The sequence below is a fragment of the Micromonospora haikouensis genome, from assembly GCF_900091595.1.
In the GTDB taxonomy this organism is placed as follows: Bacteria; Actinomycetota; Actinomycetes; order Mycobacteriales; family Micromonosporaceae; genus Micromonospora; species Micromonospora haikouensis.
In genome coordinates, this window is the sequence record NZ_FMCW01000005.1 from 46,924 (window position 1) to 63,563 (window position 16,640).

Genomic DNA, 16,640 nt, shown 5'->3' on the forward strand with positions numbered 1-16,640 from the left:
CTCGGTCACTCGGCGGCCACCCTGCGCGTGAACACCGTCCGCCACCCACTCTGACCGACCGACCTGACGAGGCACGATGAGCATCAGCACCCCGGGCGGCCCGGAGCGCCGTCCGACCGTGGTCACCACCGGCAAGAAGCCGGCGGCGGGCCGGCCGGCGGCCGGCGCCAAGGCCGGGGCCGGCAAGTCGACGGGCGACGCCCCACGCACCTCGGCGGGCGGCAAGGGCAAGGGCCCCCGCAAGCCGATCGCACCGGTGAAGGTGAGCCAGGGCCGCTCGTGGGGCCCGATCGCGCTGTTCACGGCAGTCGGCGTGCTCGCCGTCGGCATCATCGGCTTCGGCGCCTGGGCGACGTTCCAGGGCTCCAAGCCGTGGGAGGACCGGGCCGCCGACATCAGCGGCATCGTCAACTTCCGCAAGACGGACCCGGATCTGGTCAAGGGCAGCAACCACCAGCCGGGCTCGATCAAGTACGCGCAGTCCCCGCCGGTGGCCGGCCCGCACAACGCGACCTGGCAGAACTGCATGGGCAACGTCTACGACGCCCCGATCGCCAACGAGCACGCGGTGCACAGCCTGGAGCACGGCGCGGTGTGGATCACCTACCGCCCGGACCTGCCGGCCGACGAGGTGGCCAAGCTCAAGAGCAAGGTCGAGGGCCAGGAAAAGCTGATGCTCAGCCCGTTCGAGGGGCAGGACAAGCCGATCTCCCTCCAGGCCTGGGGCTACCAGCTCAAGGTGGACAACGCCGACGACAGCCGGATCGACGAGTTCATCAAGACGCTGCGGGTGAACGCCTCCATCGAGGGTCCCACCGCCAACTGCGGCGAGCCGGGCATCACCGCCACCGGCACCACGCCGCGTGACGGCGCCCCGATGCCCACCCAGTGACCCGACACCGCCAGGGACGAGGACCCCGATGACCGCACCCACGACGACGGAACCCGACACGGCCGAGGCCCCGGCGGCCGATGGCGACGGCGGGCCGACGACCGCGCGCCGGTTCGGCACGCTGGCGGTGGTCGCCGCCGTCGTGGTCGGCCTCCTCCTCGGGTACGCGGGCGGCCTGCTCACGCCGAAGCTCACCCGGCCGGGTGACGCCTCGGCTGAGGCGGGCTTCGCCCGGGACATGACCACCCACCACGCCCAGGCGGTGGAGATGGGGCTGATCGCGTTCCAGCAGGGCACCGACGCCGAGGTGGTCAGCATCGGCGGCGACATCGCCACCGGCCAGCAGGGCGAGATCGGCACCATGCAGACGTGGCTGCGCTCCTGGGGGCTCGACCCGACCGGGTCGCAGCCGCGGATGGCGTGGATGCCCGACGGCACGGCGTCGATGAAGAACGGCCTGATGCCGGGGATGGCCACCCCGGAACAGATGGCGAAGCTGCGGGACACCCCCCAGGGCCGGGAGAAGGACGTCCTCTTCCTGGAGCTGATGATCCAGCACCACCTGGGCGGGGTCCACATGATCGACGGCATCCTGGACGCCAGCGACGACCCCGAGGTCGTGCGGGTGGCCCAGACGATGAAGAACACGCAGCAGACCGACCTGACCAACCTCACGGCCGCGCGCGACCGGCTCGCGAAGGGCTGACCGCCGCACCGCGACATCCGAAGGGCCCGTGCCTCCCGCCGAACCCGGCGACGGCGCGGGCCTTTCCCGTGTCCGCTCACGTTCTGCCGGCGAGCTGTGTCCGTTTAGAAGCCATCCGACCCTTTGGCCAGCTTGAGAGAGTTTTCTACCCACATATCGTGACCAGTTGCGATTCGGGCTCGTTGCGCAGGACGTGGGGGTTGCACTCAGAGACGCACGGCGGTCGGTCACCAGCTGGTGCCGACGCCACACCATCGGCGGTGACGGGACGGTGGCAGCCGTCCGTCGCGGACAGCGGCAGGGCGAGCCGGGAGCCCTCAGCCGCGAACAGGAACTGGAGCTGATCGACGTCCTGCGCGGCGTCCACCCCGACGAGTTCGGCCTGGACGAGGAGCTGTGGACGCGGCAGAGCCTCACCACGCTCGTCCAGCGCCGCTTCGACCCCCGGGCCGACGCGGGCGCCGTCGGGGCGTACCTGCGGGCCTGGGGGTTGGGTCCGCGCGAGCCGCGCGAGCGCGCCTGCGGGCTCTGCGTCGGCGCGGTCGAGCGCTGGGTACGCCTGGAGTACCCGGCGATCACCCGGGCCGCCCAGGAGCACCTCGCCGAGGTCTACTGGCTGGGCCGGGTGCGGCTGCGCGGCACGATGCCGGCGGCCGACGTGGTCTCCGCCGTGTCGTCCCGGGGCCGGGTCCGCTTCATGATCACCACCCCGTCGGTCGACCCGCCGCTGCCCCGCGACTTCGTGCTGCGGCTCAGCGGGGCCGAGGAGAACCCGGTGCACGTCATCGTCGACGGCTCCTGGCCGAAGAACGAGTGGCCGCGCCGGCTGCCCCGGCGGATCGTCCTGCACCCGCTGCCGAGCTGCGGACGGGCGATCGCGGCCTGACCCGCCGGGCCGGATACCGATTCGGCGTTCGGTGGGGACGTTTGCTAGTCTTCTCCCGTCGCTGAGCCCCCGTAGCTCAGGGGATAGAGCACCGCCCTCCGGAGGCGGGGGCGCAGGTTCGAATCCTGCCGGGGGCACCTCGGATGAGCAACACGAAGGCCGCTGACCAGGATCGATCAGGTCAGCGGCCTTCGTCGTGTCTCCGGCCTTCTCCTGTCGGCTAGAAGCGGGCGCCCACGTCGGCGCCGTTGGCCGGGCGCAGGAAGGTCGACGACGGGATCGAGCCGTCGGCGGTGCGCGGCCCGGTGATCGTGCCCGGGTCGGCGCTGGCCAGCGACCAGGTGCCGCCGATGTTCCACGAGTTGCCGCTGCCGGTGGAGGTCGAGCCCAGCGACGCGGCGGTGCCGTTGGCCACGGCGAGGTTCTTCGTCAGCGTGCTGCTGGACCGGCTGAAGTCGAAGCCGGTCCCCGGGTTGTTCCACGCGGTGCAGTGGTCGATGGTGTGCCGGCCGGGGTTGTTGTTGTCGATGAAGCCGCCGACGGCATTGCCCCACGCCATGCTGTTGCGCACGGTGTGGTTGGCCGCCACGCCGTTGCCGCCCAGCTTGAAGCCGTTGCCGTCGCCGGTGTAGTCCGGCAGGTTCCAGCGGTTGAAGCCGTTGCCCCAGGCCAGGCTGTTCTCCAGCAGGATGGGCGACTCGAACATCCAGAAGTCCAGCCCGTCGTCGGAGTTGTTCCACAGCCGGGCGCCCCGCACCACGTTGCCGGTGCCGGAGCCCTCCTTGATGGCCAGGCCGTCGGCGCTCTCCCCGTTCTTGCGGGGGTCACGGTTGCCGTACGAGTCGAGGTTGACGACCTGGTTGTTGCTCGACGCGCCCTGGATCTGGATGCCGGACTCGTAGTTGTCCCGGGTCACCAGGCGGTCGAAGACGGTGTTGTTGACGTCGAGCGCGAACACCGCGTACGGGCCGTGGACGATCTCCAACCCGGCCAGCCGCCACCAGTCGCCCTCGATGTGGATCGCGCCCCGCTCGGCGCGGGGGATGCTGCCGCCCACCGGCGCGGGGGTGTGCGGCATGTTCTCGCCGTCGATGACCACCCGCTCGGTGCCGTAGTTGCGCATGGTGATCGGCTGGCTCGACGTGCCGTTCTTGAGCAGCTGGAGGTTGGTGCTCGGCGCGTACGTGCCGCCCCGCAGGTAGATGGTGTGGCCGGGTTGGGCGAGGTCGACCGCGCGCTGGATGCTGCGCAGCGGGGCGGCCAGGGTGCCCGGGTTGCCGTCGTCGCCGTTGGTGGCCACGTAGAGCGCGTTCGTCGCCGGGGGCGGCGTCGTGGTGCCCGCGTCGACGTCGAGGTAGTCCACGTTGGGCAGGCCGGCCGAGACGGTCGGGGTGAGCCGGACGGTGTTGCTGCCGGCGGTCAGGTTCACCGACACCGTCCTGGTCACCCACGTGCTCCAGGCGCCGGTGCCCTCGAACGCGAGGTTCTGCACGGTCGCGCCGTTGACGACCAGGTCCGCCGACCGGACCGTCGTGGCGCCGTTGGCGAACCGGATCTGCACCGTCGCCGCGCCGGCAGCGGCGGCGGTCACCGTGAACTGGGCGTACGCGCCGACGGCGTTGGTGGCGTTGCAGAAGCCGCTGCCGGAGTAGCCGGCCCAGTCCGCGTCGACGGTGCCGGTGCACACCGCCGGGGAGGTCTCGGCCTCGTACCGGACGGGGGCGGCCTGCGCCGCCTGGGGTAGCACGACGAGCGCGCCGGCCAGCAGGCCGGTCGCGGCGATCATGGAGCTGAGGCGCATGGGGGTCTCCAGGGGATCGAACTGGTCGCGGGACGGGATGCCCGGGTTGGCCGGGCCGGGCGCACGGCCGGCCGTCGATCGACAGCGTGCGGCCGGGGCGCAGGCGTGGCCGGTGCCGGCGTCGCCCGGAGACACCAGCACTGGAAAGCGCTTTCCACGTGGAGGATGCCAAAGCTCATCAATGAAAGCAAGGCTTCCGTCCCGGCCCGCCCGCGCCGTCGCGGACCGGCCGGGACGGCCCGTCGCGGGGGCGCCCTTGCCAGTCGACGAACATGTTCGTTACGATCGCGTTCATGAGCCCTCGGCGCGTCCCCGTGAGTCGCCGCGACCGCCCCGCCAAGCCGCCGCTGAGCAGGGACGGCGTGGTGAGCGTCGCCCTGCGTGTCATGCGCGAGGAGGGCCTGGAGCGGGTCACCATGCGCCGGCTGGCGGCGGAGCTCGACACCGGCCCGGCGTCGCTGTACGTCTACGTCGACAACCTGGCCGAGATGCACGCCGCCCTGCTCGACGCGCTGATCGCGGACCTTCCGCTGCCGTCCGCCGACGACGCCGGGCGCTGGCGCGAGGACGTGATCGGCCTGCTCGACGCGTACACCCGGATCCTGATGGGTCATCCGGGCCTGGCCCGGTCGGCGCTGGTGCTGCGCCCCTCCGGGCCGCACTACCTGCGGCTGGTCGATGCGGTGCTGGGCCTGCTGCACGCCGGCGGCATCCCCGTGCGGCAGGCGGCCTGGGGCGTCGACCTGCTGCTGCAGCACGCCACGGCCACGGCCGCCGAACAGGGCACCCGGGACGGGTCGGCCGACGCCGACGGCGAGGTACGCCAGCAGGTGTCGGCCGTGCGCGACGCCGATCCGGGCAACCACCCCCACCTCCACCGCGCCCGCGACGAGCTGTTCTCCGGCACCGGCGAACAGCGGGTGCGGTGGGCGTTCAGCACCCTGCTCGACGGCCTCGCCGCCGGCCGGGGCGGCGACTGACCCCTCCCCGGCCGCACGGCGGCTTTCCATGCCCGCGTCGAACGCGTTCGTCAAGAACTCGTTCGTCATCCAGCACCGGCAGCACCCACACCTGAAGGAGACCCGTGCGCACACCAGCGATCGGCATCGTCGGCGGCGGACTGGGCGGCCTCACGCTCGCCCGCGTCCTGCACGTCCACGGCATTCCCGCCACCGTCTACGAGCGGGACGCCGCACCGGACGCCCGCACCCAGGGCGGCATGCTCGACATCCACCAGCACAACGGCCAGGTCGCCCTGCGGGCCGCCGGCCTGCACGAGCAGTTCCTGCGCCTCGTCCACCCCGGCGGGCAGGCCGTGCGCGTGCTCGACCGGCACGGCACCGCGCACCTGGACGAGGCCGACGAGGGCGACGGCGACCGCCCCGAGGTCAACCGGGGCCACCTGCACCGGCTGCTGCTGGACTCCCTGCCCGAGGGCACCGTCCGCTGGGGCGGCAGGGTCACGGCCGCCCGCGCCCTCGGCGACGGGCGGCACGAGCTGACCCTCGCCCACGGCGGGACCGCCACCACCGACCTGCTCGTGGGCGCCGACGGCGCCTGGTCCCGGATCCGACCGCTGGTCTCCGCCGCCACGCCCACGTACTCCGGGTTGTCGTTCATCGAGGCCACCCTGCGCGACGCCGACCGCCGGCACCCCGCGCAGGCCGCGCTCGTCGGGTCCGGCATGCTGTTCGCCCTCGGCCCCGGCAAGGGCTTCCTGGCCCACCGGGAGACCGACGGCAGCCTGCACGTCTACGTCGCCCTGCGGCTGCCCGAGGACCGGCTCGCCGGCGTCGACCACGCCGGCGCGGTCCCGGGGCACGAGTGGCCGGGCGACGGCCCCGCCCGGTCCTTCCTGCTCGACCAGTTCGCCGGCTGGGCGCCCGAGCTGCGGGCACTGATCGCCGACGCCGACGGCCCCCTGGTCCCGCGTGCCATCCACGCGCTGCCGGTCGGGCACCGCTGGGACCGGGTGCCCGGCGTCACCCTGCTCGGCGACGCCGCCCACCTCATGTCGCCCTTCGCCGGGGAGGGCGCCAACCTCGCCATGCTCGACGGCGCCGAACTCGGCCGGGCCCTCGCCGCCCACCCCGACGACGTCGAGAGCGCGCTGGCGGAATACGAACGGGCGCTGTTCCCCCGCGCCGAGGAAGCCGCCCGGGAGGCCGCCGCGAACCTGGAGATCTGCTTCCGCGACGACGCACCGCACGGCCTCGTCGACCGCTTCGCCGCGTACGCCGAGGCCCGCTGACGGCTGCCGGAACGGGTCGGCAGGCTGGTTAGGAAGGGGCCCTTCCTATACCGAAAGCGTTAACAGGGGGCCCTTCCTTACGCATACGGGTTGGCGCCGGAGCGGACGGCGTCGAGCAGGCCGGCGATCCGCGCCTGACTGACTCGGTACGGGCCGGGGCCGAAGCTGACCCGGGCCACGCCCAGCCCGGCCAGCTCGGCCAGGCTCGGCCCGCCCGGCTTGAAGCCGACGTTCACCGGGGCGTCCACGGCTGACACGAGTTCCGCGATCCGCTCCGGCTCGGCGAGGAAGATCGGGTAGACGCAGTCCGCCCCCGCGGCCCGGTAGAGCCGCCCCCGACGGATCGCCTCGGCGGTGCGGCCGTCCGGGTCGCCGGCCCCGCGCAGGTAGAGGTCGATGCGGGCGTTGAGCACCAGCGGCACCCCGGCCGCGTCGGCCGCCGCCCGCACGGCGGCCAGCAGGTCGGCCTGCTCCTCGGCGTCGTACAGCGCGCCGGTGCGCGGGTCGGAGTCCTCCAGGTTGCACCCGACGACCCCGGCGGCGAGCATCCGCTCGACCAGCTCGGCGGGGCTCAGGCCGTACCCCCGCTCCAGGTCGGCGGTGACCGGGACGGGCACCGCGCGCACCATCCGGGCGACGGCGGCGAACATCTCCTCGACCGGGGTGGCCTCGCCGTCGGCGTACCCGAGGGACTCGGCGACGGCGGCGCTGCTGGTGGCGACGGCCGCGAAGCCGGCCGCGACGACCGCCCGGGCGGAGCCGGCGTCCCAGGCGTTGGGCAGCACCAGCGGGTCGCCGGACTTGTGCAGGGCGCGCAGCGCGTCCGCGTGCTCGACGGAGGTCGATGGGTTCTCGGTCATCCCCGCATCATGGCACCCGGGGGGCGGTACCGGTTCTTCGAGCGGGCCGTGTCCGGCGTCGCTGCCGGCCGCTTCCTGGTCCGGCCCCGGCCGGCTCCTGGTCCCGTCGCGAAGGCGGGCAGCGCTGTGGCCAACGCCACCCGATTCCTCTGACCGATCGGTCAGGGTCTGACCGATCGGTCAGGCATGCTGGTGGGCGGGAGGTGGCCGGGCATGGCACGGGCGGTACCGGAGACACACGCGGAGATCCTCGCGGCGGCGGGGCGGCGGTTCGCCGTCACCGGCTACAAGGGCACCTCACTGCAGGACATCGCCCGCGAGGTCGGCGTCTCGAAGGCCACCGTGCTCTACCACTTCGCCAACAAGGAGGCCCTGCTCAGCGAGCTGATGGCCCCGGAGCTGGCGGCGGTGGTCGAGCTCGACGAGCGGATCGCGGGGCTCGGCGGCGACCGGGCCCAGCGGGTGGCCGCCGAGGGCTTCGTCGACCTCGCGGTGCGCTTCCGCCGGCAGATCGCGCTGCTGCGCGGCGAGTTCCCCGTGCTGCTCCAGCAGCCGGCCTTCGCGCACGTGCAGCAGATCTCCGAACGACTGGTCGCGGCGTTCGCCGGCCACTCGCCGCACCCGGCCGCCCGGGTCGCGGCCCTGGTCGTGCTCGCCGGGATCGCCGAGACCTGCGGCGAGTTCGACGACCTCGACGACGACGAGCTGCGCGAGGCGTTGCTCGGCCTCGTCCGGCGCGCGCTGGTGCCCCCGGCCGACCCGCCGCCGCCCGGCAGCAGCTCCACCCAGGACGGCTCCACCACCACGGTTTGACCCACGACGACCCCACCCACGATCGAGGACAAGGATCTGATGGCGACCCTGTTGTACCGGCTCGGCCGGGCCTCACTACGCCACCGGCGGCTCGTCGCCGTCGTCTGGCTCGTCGTGCTCGTCGGCCTCGGCGTCGCCGCGGCGACGCTGCGCGGCCCGACGGCGAGCAACTTCACCATGCCCGGCACCGAGTCCCAGCGCGCGATCGACCTGCTCGCCGAGCGGTTCCCGGCGGCCAGCGGGGCCACCGGCACCATCGCCGTCAAGGCACCGGCGGACGGTCAGCTCGCCACGCCCGAGGGGCAGGCCCTGGTCAAGCAGGTGACCCAGGAGGCGGCCACCCTGCCCGGGGTGGTCGGCGCGGTGGACCCGTACCAGTCCCAGGCGATCTCCCCCAACGGCCGGTACGCGCTGATCCAGGTGCAGTTCGCCGGCCGCGCCGACGACGTCACCGACGCGCAGCGCGACGCGTACGAGAAGGTGGGCGCGCAGGCCGAGGCGCAGGGCTGGCAGATCGCCCCGGGCGGCGAGGTGCTCGGCGGCGAGCCGGAGGTCGGCTCCACCGAGGCACTGGGCGTCCTCGTGGCGGCGATCGTCCTGGTCATCACGTTCGGGTCGCTGGTCGCGGCCGGGATGACCATGCTCAACGCGCTGATCGGCGTCGGCGTCGGCATGGCCGGCCTGTTCGCGCTCTCCGGCACCATCGAGCTGACCAGCACCGCGCCGATCCTGGCCCTGATGCTCGGCCTCGCGGTCGGCATCGACTACTCGCTGTTCATCACCTCCCGCCACCGCCAGCACCTGATCGAGGGGCTCTCACCGGAGGAGGCGGTCGGCCGCGCCGTCGGCACCGCCGGCTCCGCCGTGGTGTTCGCCGGGGCCACCGTGGTCATCGCGCTGGCCGGTCTCGCCGTGGTGGACATCCCGTTCCTCACCGTCATGGGCCTGGCCGCCGCCGGCACGGTGACCGTCGCCGTGCTGGTCGCCATCACCCTCGCCCCCGCGCTGCTCGGCTTCGCCGGTCACCGGGTCCTCCCCCGCCGGCTGCGCCGGGCCGGCAGCACCGCAGGCACCGCGCCGGCGAACGGGATGGCACCGGCCGAGGAGCCGACCGGTTCAGGAACCGCCGAGGACCGGTCCGGCTTCGGCTTCCGCTGGGCGCACCTGGTCACCCGGCTGCGCGTACCGGTGATCCTGGTGGCCCTGCTCGGCCTGGGCCTGCTCGCGGTGCCCGCCCCCGACATGCGGCTGGCCCTGCCGGACGCCAGCACCGCCGCCGCGGGCTCGCCGGCCCGGGTGAACAACGACCTGGTCCGGGAGGGCTTCGGCCCCGGCTTCACCGGCCGCCTCGCGGTGGTCGTCACGTCCGACTCCCCGCAGGCCACCGCCGCCGCGGCCCCGCAGGTCGCCAAGCTGGTCCAGGCCACGGACGGGGTGCTCGCGGTGGCCCCGCCACAGACCGACCCGACCGGGCGGACCGCGCTGCTCGGGGTGATCCCCCGCAGCGGCCCGACCGACGAGGCCACCGAGGAGCTGGTGCACGACATCCGCCGCCAGGTCGCCGGCGTCGACGGGGCGGACGTGCTGCTGACCGGCGCGACCGCGATCGGCATCGACGTGTCGGAGAAGCTCTCGGACGCGCTGCCGGTCTACCTGCTGCTGGTCGTCGGCCTGTCGATCCTGCTGCTGATGCTGGTGTTCCGGTCGGTCCTGGTGCCGGTCAAGGCGGCGCTGGGCTTCCTGCTCACGGTCGCCGCGACGTTCGGCATCACGGTGGCCGTGTTCCAGGAGGGGACGCTGGCCGGGCTCGTCGGCCTCGACACCCCGGGGCCGCTGGTCAGCTTCCTGCCGATCCTGCTCATCGGCATCCTGTTCGGCCTGGCCATGGACTACGAGGTCTTCCTGGTCTCCCGGATGCGGGAGGACTACGTGCACGGCGACACCGCGCGCCAGGCCACGATCAACGGCATGGGCCACGGCGCGCGCGTCGTCACCGCCGCCGCGCTCATCATGATCTCGGTCTTCGGCGGGTTCGTGTTCCTCGACGACCCGGTGATCAAGTCGATGGGCTTCGCGCTCGCCGCCGGCGTCGCGATCGACGCCTTCGTGGTGCGGATGACCATCGTGCCGGCGGTGATGTCGCTGCTCAACACGGCGGCGTGGTGGATCCCGCGCTGGCTGGACAAGATCCTGCCCAACGTGGACGTCGAGGGCGAGGGCCTGCGCGCCCACCTGGCCGACAAGGTCTGAGCTGTGCAAGGAGGGGCCCCCTGTTAACGCATTCTGTTGTACAGGGGGCCCCTGCAAACACCTGCGGACACGCTCACGCGAGCGTGGTGAGCGCCTCGGTCAGCTCCGCCGCGGAGGAGAACTCCTCCGCCGGCAGCGCGTGCAGCATCTGCAACACCTCGGTGCTGGCCCCGTTCTCCTGCCCCCAGCGGACCAGGTCCTCCCGGGAGACCGGGTAGTCGAGCCCGGCCAGGTACTCCTGCAACTCCACCCCACTGACGGTCATGCCGGCCGGCTACCCGTTCGGCCCGTCTCCATGCCCCCGCGCGCCCCCGACCGGGCGCGGGCGGCGGGCGGTTTGTGCCGGCGGGGGCCGGGTAGCCGCGGACATGCTGGTACAGCGGCTCGGCGCGCCGAGCGACTTCGATGGACTGCTGGACCGGATCCGGGGCGCCCGGATCGTCATGATCGGCGAGGCGACGCACGGCACCCACGACTACTACCGCCTCCGCGAGCAGCTGACCCGGCGGCTCATCGCCGAGCAGGGCTTCCGCTTCGTCGCCGTCGAGGGGGACTGGCCGGACTGCGAGCGCGTACACCGGTCGGTCACCGCCGCCCCCGGCGGGCTCGCCGACCCGCAGGCCGCGCTGGAGCGCTTCACCCGCTGGCCGACCTGGATGTGGTCCAACGCCGAGGTGGCGCGCTTCTGCCGCTGGCTGCGAGCCTGGAACCAGGAGCGCCCCCAGCAGCAGCGCGCCGGCTTCCACGGGCTGGACGTCTACAGCCTCTGGGAGTCCATGCAGGCGATCTTCGACTACCTGGGCGAGGAGGAGCCCGCCTCGCTGGAGGCCGCGCAGGAGGCGTACCGGTGCTTCGAGCCGTACGGACGGCGGATCGAGGAGTACGGGGCGGCCAGCCGGTTCGTCTCGGCCCGCTGCGAGGAGGAGGTGGTGCGGCTGTTGGCGCGTACCCGGGAACAGGCCGCCGCGGACGGCCCGGACCGCTTCTCGGCCTGGCAGAACGCGGAGGTGGTGGCCGGCGCGGAGCGCTACTACCGGGCGATGATGGGCGGCGGGCCGCACTCGTGGAACGTCCGGGACATCCACATGGCGGACACCCTGGACCGGCTGCTGGACTTCCACGGCCCCGGCTCGCGGGGGATCGTGTGGGCGCACAACACCCACGTCGGCGACGCCCGGGCCACCGACATGGCCGCCGACGGGATGGTCAACATCGGCCAGCTCGCCCGCGAACGGCACGGCGCGGACGCCGTGGTGCTCGTCGGCTTCGGCAGCTACCGGGGCACGGTCGTCGCCGCGCCGCGCTGGGGCTCGCCGGCCGAGGAGATGGTGGTGCCGCCCGCCCGCCCCGGCTCGGTCGAGCGGCGGCTGCACGAGCTGCTGCCGGAGCGGGCGGTGCTGGTCTTCGGCGGCCCCGACCAGCCCGGCTGGGTCACCGAGGAGCACGACCACCGGGCGGTCGGCGTCGTGTACGACCCGAATTTCGAGTCGTGGGGCAACTACGTGCCGACCCGGCTGGGCGAGCGCTACGACGCGTTCGTCTGGTGCGACGAGACCCGCGGCGTGCGCCCGCTGCCGGCGCTCACCTCGTTCGGCGAGATGGAGACGTACCCGGCGGGGGTGTGACCCTCAGCGGAGCAGCCGGTGCAGGGTGATCCACTGCTCCGGCCAGACCTCGCCGGGCAGGGCGTCCCGGTCGAGGCGCACCGCGCGCAACGCCGCGTCGACCCGGGCGCGGGGGCGGTGCCGGCTCAGCGAGGCCGCGACGCCGCCGCCGACCCCGCCGAACCCGACCTCCACCAACCGGCGGTACGCGGGCCACTCGCCGGGCGGCAGCAGCGGCTCGGCCCGCCGGTCGAGGCGCAGGATGCCGGCGTCGACGCGGGGCACCGGGCGGAACGCGGCGCGGGGCACGGTGCCGGCGAGCCGCCACGCGTACCCGGGCCAGGTCAGCACCGTCAGCCGGCTCCACCGGCCGGCGTGGCCGGTGCGCTTGCGGGCGTACTCCAGTTGGGTGAGCAGGGTCGCCGAGCGCAGCCGGTCGGCGGCCAGGCACCAGCGGACCACGGCGGCCGTCAGCGACCAGGGGATGTTGCCGACGACCGCGAACGGCTCGGCGGGCGGGTCCGCCGCCAGGAAGTCGGCCCGGCGCAGGGTCACCCCGGGCAGGTCGGCGCAGGTCACGGCCAGGTCCGCGGCGGCGACCGGGTCGATCTCGTACGCGACGAGCCGCCCGCACCGGGCGGCCAGCGCGCGGGTCAGCCGGCCCCGGCCGGCGCCCACCTCCACGAGCAGGTCGCCGGGGCCGGGGCGGGCCGCCGCGACGATCCGCGCGTCGGCGGCCGGGTCGGCGAGGAAGTTCTGGGACAGTACGCGACGGGACCGGTCGCGTTCGGTGGCACGGGTACGGCGGGGTGCCATGGGTCGTCGTCCTGTCTGTCGCCGGCGGCGACGGGCACGGACAGGCGGCCGGCGGGCAGCCGGCGGGTGGGCCTGTCCGGTCGGATGGGGACTCGGACGGCCCTCGGCGCGGGGGACGCGGGCGGCGTCAACCGCCCGGCGGCGATCAGGCGCGGGTGGCGTCCCGGCCGGCCGGGGCCGGACGCCGGACTCGCGGGCGGGCCACCAGCAGCGGGGCCCACGCGGCCGGCGAAGCGGCCACGTCGATCAGGGCGTGCGTGAACATGCGGGCAGAGTAGGCCGGGCGACCCCGGTCACGCGACCGATTTGCCGGCCACCCAGGCACAACCCTGTCGTACGAGTTGTACAAGTCGTACGCTGGGGGCATGAGCGAATCCGCAGCGGAGCTGCCGATCTCCGAAGCCCGCGAAAGCCTCGCGGATGTGGTGTCCCGCGCCCATTACGCCGGGCGCATCACCTACGTCACGCGACGTGGCCAACGACTGGCGGCGATCGTGCCGGTCGAGTTGGCCGAGGCGATCGAGCGGGCCGAGGACGCCGCCGACGTGGCAGCAGCGCGCGAGGCGCTGGACCGCATCGACGCCGGCGACACGCCGATCGCGCTGGCCGAACTGCGGAGCGAACTCGGGCTGTGAGCGCACCGACCCCGCCGCAGGTATACACCGTCCGGGTCGACCGGGTAGCCGCCAAGCTGCTGCGCAAGCTCGACCGCCCGGTGCAGGCCCGTCTTCTTGCCGTCATCGCCGGACTCGCCATCCAGCCCCGGCCCGCCGGGGTCAAGGCGTTGACCGGACACCCCGGCCTGCTGCGCATCCGCTCGGGTAGTTACCGGATCGTCTACACCGTCCGCGACGATGAGCTGATCGTGCTCGTGGTCCACCTCGGCCACCGGAGCGACGTCTACGACGTCCTGTGACGCACCGGGCTGCCGCAGCGGTCTCAGTCGGGCACGGTGACGGTGCGGCCCTCGGCGCGGGCGGTCTCGGCGGCGGCGAGGACGCCCACCACGTCGCGGCCGAACCGCACGTCGCACCGGTGGTCCCGGGTGCCGGCGTCGATCTCCTCCAAAAGCTGGTCGATCGCCACCCCGAACGCGGTCAGCGAGCTGCCATCGCCGGGCGGGACCGGCTCGACGCCGCCGTCGCCGTAGAAGGCGAACTCGGTGGCGACAGCCTCGGGCGGGGCGTCGAGAGTCAGCGAAACCGTGCTCGTCGCGCCGCCGGAGTGGGTGAGCAGCAGGTGGACCAGGCCGCGCGGGCCGTCCATCGCGGCGACCCGGGTCACCGGGCCGAGCACCGGCAGGATGATCGACAGGGCGTGCGGGCCGATGTCCCACAGCGCGCCCCGGTCGCGACGCCACCGGGAGCCGCCGTACGGGCTGCCGGGCTGGAAGATCGAGGCGAACCGGACCGCTCTGGCGGTGTGCCAGCCGCCCGCGGCGGCGGTCGAGGCGAGGAAGCCGGCGATGTTCGGCTGGAAGCGGCTGGTGAAGAAGACCACGGAGGCGACGCCGGACTGCGCGGCGGCGGCGACCACCCGGTCGGCGTCGGCGACGGTCAGCGCCAGCGGCTTGTCCAGCAGCAGGTGCCGCCCGGCCGTGGCGGCGCGGACGGCGACGTCGGCCTGGACGTCCGGCGGCAGCGCCACGGCGACCGCGTCGCAGGCGTCGAGCAGCGCGTCGACCTCGGTGAACGCGGGCACCCCGTGCCGGCGGGCCAGCGCGGCGGCGCGCTCGGGGTTACGGCCCCAGACGCCGGCCAGCTCGGCGCGGGGGTGCGCGCCGATGCCCGCCGCGTGCGTCTCGGCCGCCCAGTGGCCGGTGCCGAACAAGCCGAACCGCAACACGGTCCACCCCCGGTGTCCGTCGTCGGCGCCGGCGAGCCCGGAGCCGTGATCCACGCTAGCCGCCCGCCCCGCCTTGGCGCAGCCGACGCGTCGGGCACGGGAACGCGGACCCCGGCCCGGGAGGCGGACGGGCGTGGGGCGGGGCTGCGGGTGGACCGGGCCGGGGGCGTGTACTACGCCGGTTAGTAGGCTGTCCCGGTGACCGAGACTGCGACGCCGTTGGCGTCGATGACCAGCGCGGCGGCCGGCTCCCCGGTGGACGGGGTGCTGGCGACGGCGACGATCGTGCTGTCGCTCGTACTCGCCGGGTGGGCGCTGGTGGCGGCGGTGCGCAACCGGCCGCCGGACCGGGTGCAGCTCGCCGGCCTGGCCGTGCTGGAGCTGGCGCTGCTCGCGCTGGCCGTGGTGGCGCTGGTCGCCCTCGGCGGCGGCGAACGGCCGGGCGAGCCGGGCGCGTTCTTCGGCTACCTGGTGACGCTGGTCTGCCTGCCGCCGCTGGCCTGGGTGCTGGCCCGGATGGAGCCGACCCGGTGGGGCTCGGCGATCGTCTGCGCGATCTGCGTGGTCACGCCGGTCGTGGTGGTCCGGCTCCAGCAGACCTGGGAGGTCGTCGGTGGTTGAGACCGAGACGCACCCGCCCGCCACCAACACCGGGCCGGGCCGGCTGCTGATCGCCGTGTACCTGCTGTTCGCCATCGCCGCGACCTCCCGGGCGGGCCTGCAGATCGCCACGCGGTTCGCCGAGGCCCCGGTGGCGTACCTGCTGTCGGCACTGGCCGCGCTGGTCTACATCGTGGCCGCCGTGGGGCTGGCCCGCGCCGGGCACGCGGGCCGATGGGTCGCGCTGGCCTGCTGCTCGGTGGAGCTGGTCGGGGTGGTCGGCGTGGGCCTGCTCAGCCTCGCCGACCCGGAGCTGTTCCCCGACGAGACGGTCTGGTCCGGGTTCGGCAGCGGGTACGGCTATGTCCCGCTGGTGCTGCCGGTGCTCGGCCTGCTCTGGCTCTGGCGCACCCGCACCCGCTGACCACTGCCCCTCCGCCGCACCCGCCCGGCGGGGTGAGAAGGGTGCCCTTCTATGCAGAAAGCGTTAACAAGGGGCCCTTCCTTGCACCTCAGTCCTTCGGACCGCCCGCGACGTAGACGACCTGGCCGGAGACGAAGGACGCGCCCTCGCTGACCAGGAACGAGATGGTGTGCGCCACGTCCTCCGGGCGGCCGACGCGGCGCACCGGGATCTCCGACTCGGCGTGCTTCTGGAGCGCCTCGAAGTCCACCTTCATCCGGGCGGCGGTGGCGGCGGTCATGTCGGTGACGATGAACCCGGGCGCGACCGCGTTGACGGTCACCCCGAACGGGCCCAGCTCGATGGCGAGGGTCTTGGTGAAGCCCTGCAGGCCCGCCTTCGCCGCCGCGTAGTTGGCCTGGCCCCGGTTGCCCAGCGCGGACGTGCTGGACAGGTTGACGATCCGGCCCCACTTCGCCTCGACCATGTGCTGCTGGGCGGCCTGGCTGAACAGGAACGCGCCGCGCAGGTGCACGCCCATGACGGTGTCCCAGTCGGCGTCGGTCATCTTGAACAGCAGGTTGTCGCGGAGCACGCCGGCGTTGTTGACCAGCACGGTGGGTGCGCCCAGCTCGGCGGCGACCCGCTCGACGGCGGCGGTGACCTGCGGCCGGTCGGCGACGTCCGCGCCGACGCCGATCGCCCGGCCGCCGGCCGCCACGATCGCGTCGACGGTGTCGGCGGTGGCCGCCTCGTCGATGTCGACCACGGCGACGGCCAGGCCGTCGGCGGCGAGCCGGCGGGCGGTGGCCGCCCCGATCCCCCGCGCGGCCCCGGTCACGATGGCGACCCGCTGCTCCTCCGACATGCCTACCTCCCGGTAACCTACGCCCGACCCGGGGAGCGTAACCCA

At 74.0% G+C, this 16,640-nt stretch carries 18 protein-coding genes and 1 tRNA gene; 13 read left to right on the forward strand and 6 right to left on the reverse strand.

Annotated features, from left to right (window positions below; translation table 11 throughout):
* Window positions 1-76 precede the first annotated feature (76 nt).
* The 4 genes from GA0070558_RS06500 (at window position 77) to GA0070558_RS06515 (ending at window position 2,621) form a co-directional block, all read left to right on the forward strand.
* Entirely contained in the window at window positions 77-892 is an 816-nt protein-coding gene (locus GA0070558_RS06500; RefSeq protein ID WP_091276823.1) for a thioredoxin-like domain-containing protein, read from the forward strand.
* Between the two features lie 28 nt (window positions 893-920).
* Complete coding sequence (locus tag GA0070558_RS06505; RefSeq protein ID WP_091276827.1) at window positions 921-1,598, forward strand: DUF305 domain-containing protein; 678 nt, start codon at window positions 921-923, stop codon at window positions 1,596-1,598.
* A 193-nt stretch (window positions 1,599-1,791) separates the two neighbouring features.
* Entirely contained in the window at window positions 1,792-2,484 is a 693-nt protein-coding gene (locus tag GA0070558_RS06510; RefSeq protein WP_043966008.1) for a winged helix-turn-helix domain-containing protein, read from the forward strand.
* Between the two features lie 65 nt (window positions 2,485-2,549).
* A tRNA-Arg gene (locus GA0070558_RS06515) sits at window positions 2,550-2,621 on the forward strand.
* An 83-nt stretch (window positions 2,622-2,704) separates the two neighbouring features.
* Here the strand turns inward: GA0070558_RS06515 and GA0070558_RS06520 are convergent.
* Window positions 2,705-4,285 carry a right-handed parallel beta-helix repeat-containing protein gene (locus tag GA0070558_RS06520; RefSeq protein ID WP_256091789.1) on the reverse strand — a complete coding sequence of 527 codons (1,581 nt, stop codon included), beginning with the start codon at window positions 4,283-4,285 and terminating at the stop codon, window positions 2,705-2,707.
* Window positions 4,286-4,578: 293 nt separating this feature from the next.
* On the opposite strand from GA0070558_RS06520, the gene GA0070558_RS06525 reads away from it, so the two are divergent.
* Both GA0070558_RS06525 and GA0070558_RS06530 read left to right on the forward strand, forming a co-directional pair.
* Window positions 4,579-5,265, forward strand: a complete 687-nt coding sequence (locus tag GA0070558_RS06525) for a TetR/AcrR family transcriptional regulator (protein WP_091277171.1) — start codon at window positions 4,579-4,581, stop codon at window positions 5,263-5,265.
* Between the two features lie 104 nt (window positions 5,266-5,369).
* Window positions 5,370-6,536 (forward strand): FAD-dependent oxidoreductase, encoded by a 1,167-nt coding sequence (locus GA0070558_RS06530; RefSeq protein ID WP_091276829.1) that lies wholly within the window; start codon window positions 5,370-5,372, stop codon window positions 6,534-6,536.
* A gap of 77 nt (window positions 6,537-6,613) precedes the next feature.
* Here the strand turns inward: GA0070558_RS06530 and GA0070558_RS06535 are convergent, their stop codons facing one another.
* Entirely contained in the window at window positions 6,614-7,396 is a 783-nt protein-coding gene (locus tag GA0070558_RS06535) for an isocitrate lyase/PEP mutase family protein (protein ID WP_091276833.1), read from the reverse strand.
* A 213-nt stretch (window positions 7,397-7,609) separates the two neighbouring features.
* Here GA0070558_RS06535 and GA0070558_RS06540 point away from each other — a divergent pair, with 213 nt between their 5' ends.
* A complete protein-coding gene (locus tag GA0070558_RS06540) occupies window positions 7,610-8,209 on the forward strand; it encodes a TetR/AcrR family transcriptional regulator (RefSeq protein ID WP_077938513.1) in 600 nt (199 codons plus the stop codon).
* Between the two features lie 39 nt (window positions 8,210-8,248).
* Window positions 8,249-10,459 (forward strand): MMPL family transporter, encoded by a 2,211-nt coding sequence (locus GA0070558_RS06545; RefSeq protein ID WP_091276837.1) that lies wholly within the window; start codon window positions 8,249-8,251, stop codon window positions 10,457-10,459.
* Window positions 10,460-10,532: 73 nt separating this feature from the next.
* On the opposite strand, the gene GA0070558_RS06550 is transcribed toward GA0070558_RS06545, so the two are convergent.
* Window positions 10,533-10,724, reverse strand: coding sequence for a DUF2795 domain-containing protein (locus tag GA0070558_RS06550; protein ID WP_077938511.1), 192 nt, complete (start codon window positions 10,722-10,724; stop codon window positions 10,533-10,535).
* A 103-nt stretch (window positions 10,725-10,827) separates the two neighbouring features.
* Between GA0070558_RS06550 and GA0070558_RS06555 the strand changes: the two genes are divergently transcribed.
* Window positions 10,828-12,084 carry an erythromycin esterase family protein gene (locus GA0070558_RS06555; RefSeq protein WP_091276840.1) on the forward strand — a complete coding sequence of 419 codons (1,257 nt, stop codon included), beginning with the start codon at window positions 10,828-10,830 and terminating at the stop codon, window positions 12,082-12,084.
* Window positions 12,085-12,087: 3 nt separating this feature from the next.
* On the opposite strand, the gene erm is transcribed toward GA0070558_RS06555, so the two are convergent.
* Entirely contained in the window at window positions 12,088-12,879 is a 792-nt protein-coding gene (erm, locus tag GA0070558_RS06560; RefSeq protein ID WP_091276842.1) for an ErmE/ErmH/ErmO/ErmR family 23S rRNA (adenine(2058)-N(6))-methyltransferase, read from the reverse strand.
* Window positions 12,880-13,244: 365 nt separating this feature from the next.
* Here erm and GA0070558_RS06565 point away from each other — a divergent pair, with 365 nt between their 5' ends.
* On the forward strand, window positions 13,245-13,514 hold the full coding sequence (locus tag GA0070558_RS06565; RefSeq protein ID WP_091276845.1) for a type II toxin-antitoxin system prevent-host-death family antitoxin: 270 nt from the start codon (window positions 13,245-13,247) through the stop codon (window positions 13,512-13,514).
* A complete protein-coding gene (locus GA0070558_RS06570) occupies window positions 13,511-13,795 on the forward strand; it encodes a type II toxin-antitoxin system RelE family toxin (RefSeq protein ID WP_256091791.1) in 285 nt (94 codons plus the stop codon). The genes GA0070558_RS06565 and GA0070558_RS06570 overlap by 4 nt, the downstream gene beginning before the upstream one ends.
* A gap of 23 nt (window positions 13,796-13,818) precedes the next feature.
* Here GA0070558_RS06570 and GA0070558_RS06575 read toward each other — a convergent pair whose 3' ends face one another.
* Window positions 13,819-14,724 (reverse strand): Gfo/Idh/MocA family protein, encoded by a 906-nt coding sequence (locus tag GA0070558_RS06575; RefSeq protein WP_176734131.1) that lies wholly within the window; start codon window positions 14,722-14,724, stop codon window positions 13,819-13,821.
* Window positions 14,725-14,952: 228 nt separating this feature from the next.
* Here GA0070558_RS06575 and GA0070558_RS06580 point away from each other — a divergent pair, with 228 nt between their 5' ends.
* Both GA0070558_RS06580 and GA0070558_RS06585 read left to right on the forward strand, forming a co-directional pair.
* Window positions 14,953-15,345, forward strand: coding sequence for a hypothetical protein (locus GA0070558_RS06580; RefSeq protein WP_043965988.1), 393 nt, complete (start codon window positions 14,953-14,955; stop codon window positions 15,343-15,345).
* Window positions 15,338-15,748, forward strand: coding sequence for a hypothetical protein (locus GA0070558_RS06585; protein ID WP_091276848.1), 411 nt, complete (start codon window positions 15,338-15,340; stop codon window positions 15,746-15,748). The genes GA0070558_RS06580 and GA0070558_RS06585 overlap by 8 nt, the downstream gene beginning before the upstream one ends.
* Before the next feature lie 88 nt (window positions 15,749-15,836).
* Here the strand turns inward: GA0070558_RS06585 and fabG are convergent, their stop codons facing one another.
* Entirely contained in the window at window positions 15,837-16,595 is a 759-nt protein-coding gene (gene fabG, locus GA0070558_RS06590) for a 3-oxoacyl-ACP reductase FabG (protein ID WP_077938507.1), read from the reverse strand.
* Window positions 16,596-16,640 lie beyond the last annotated feature (45 nt).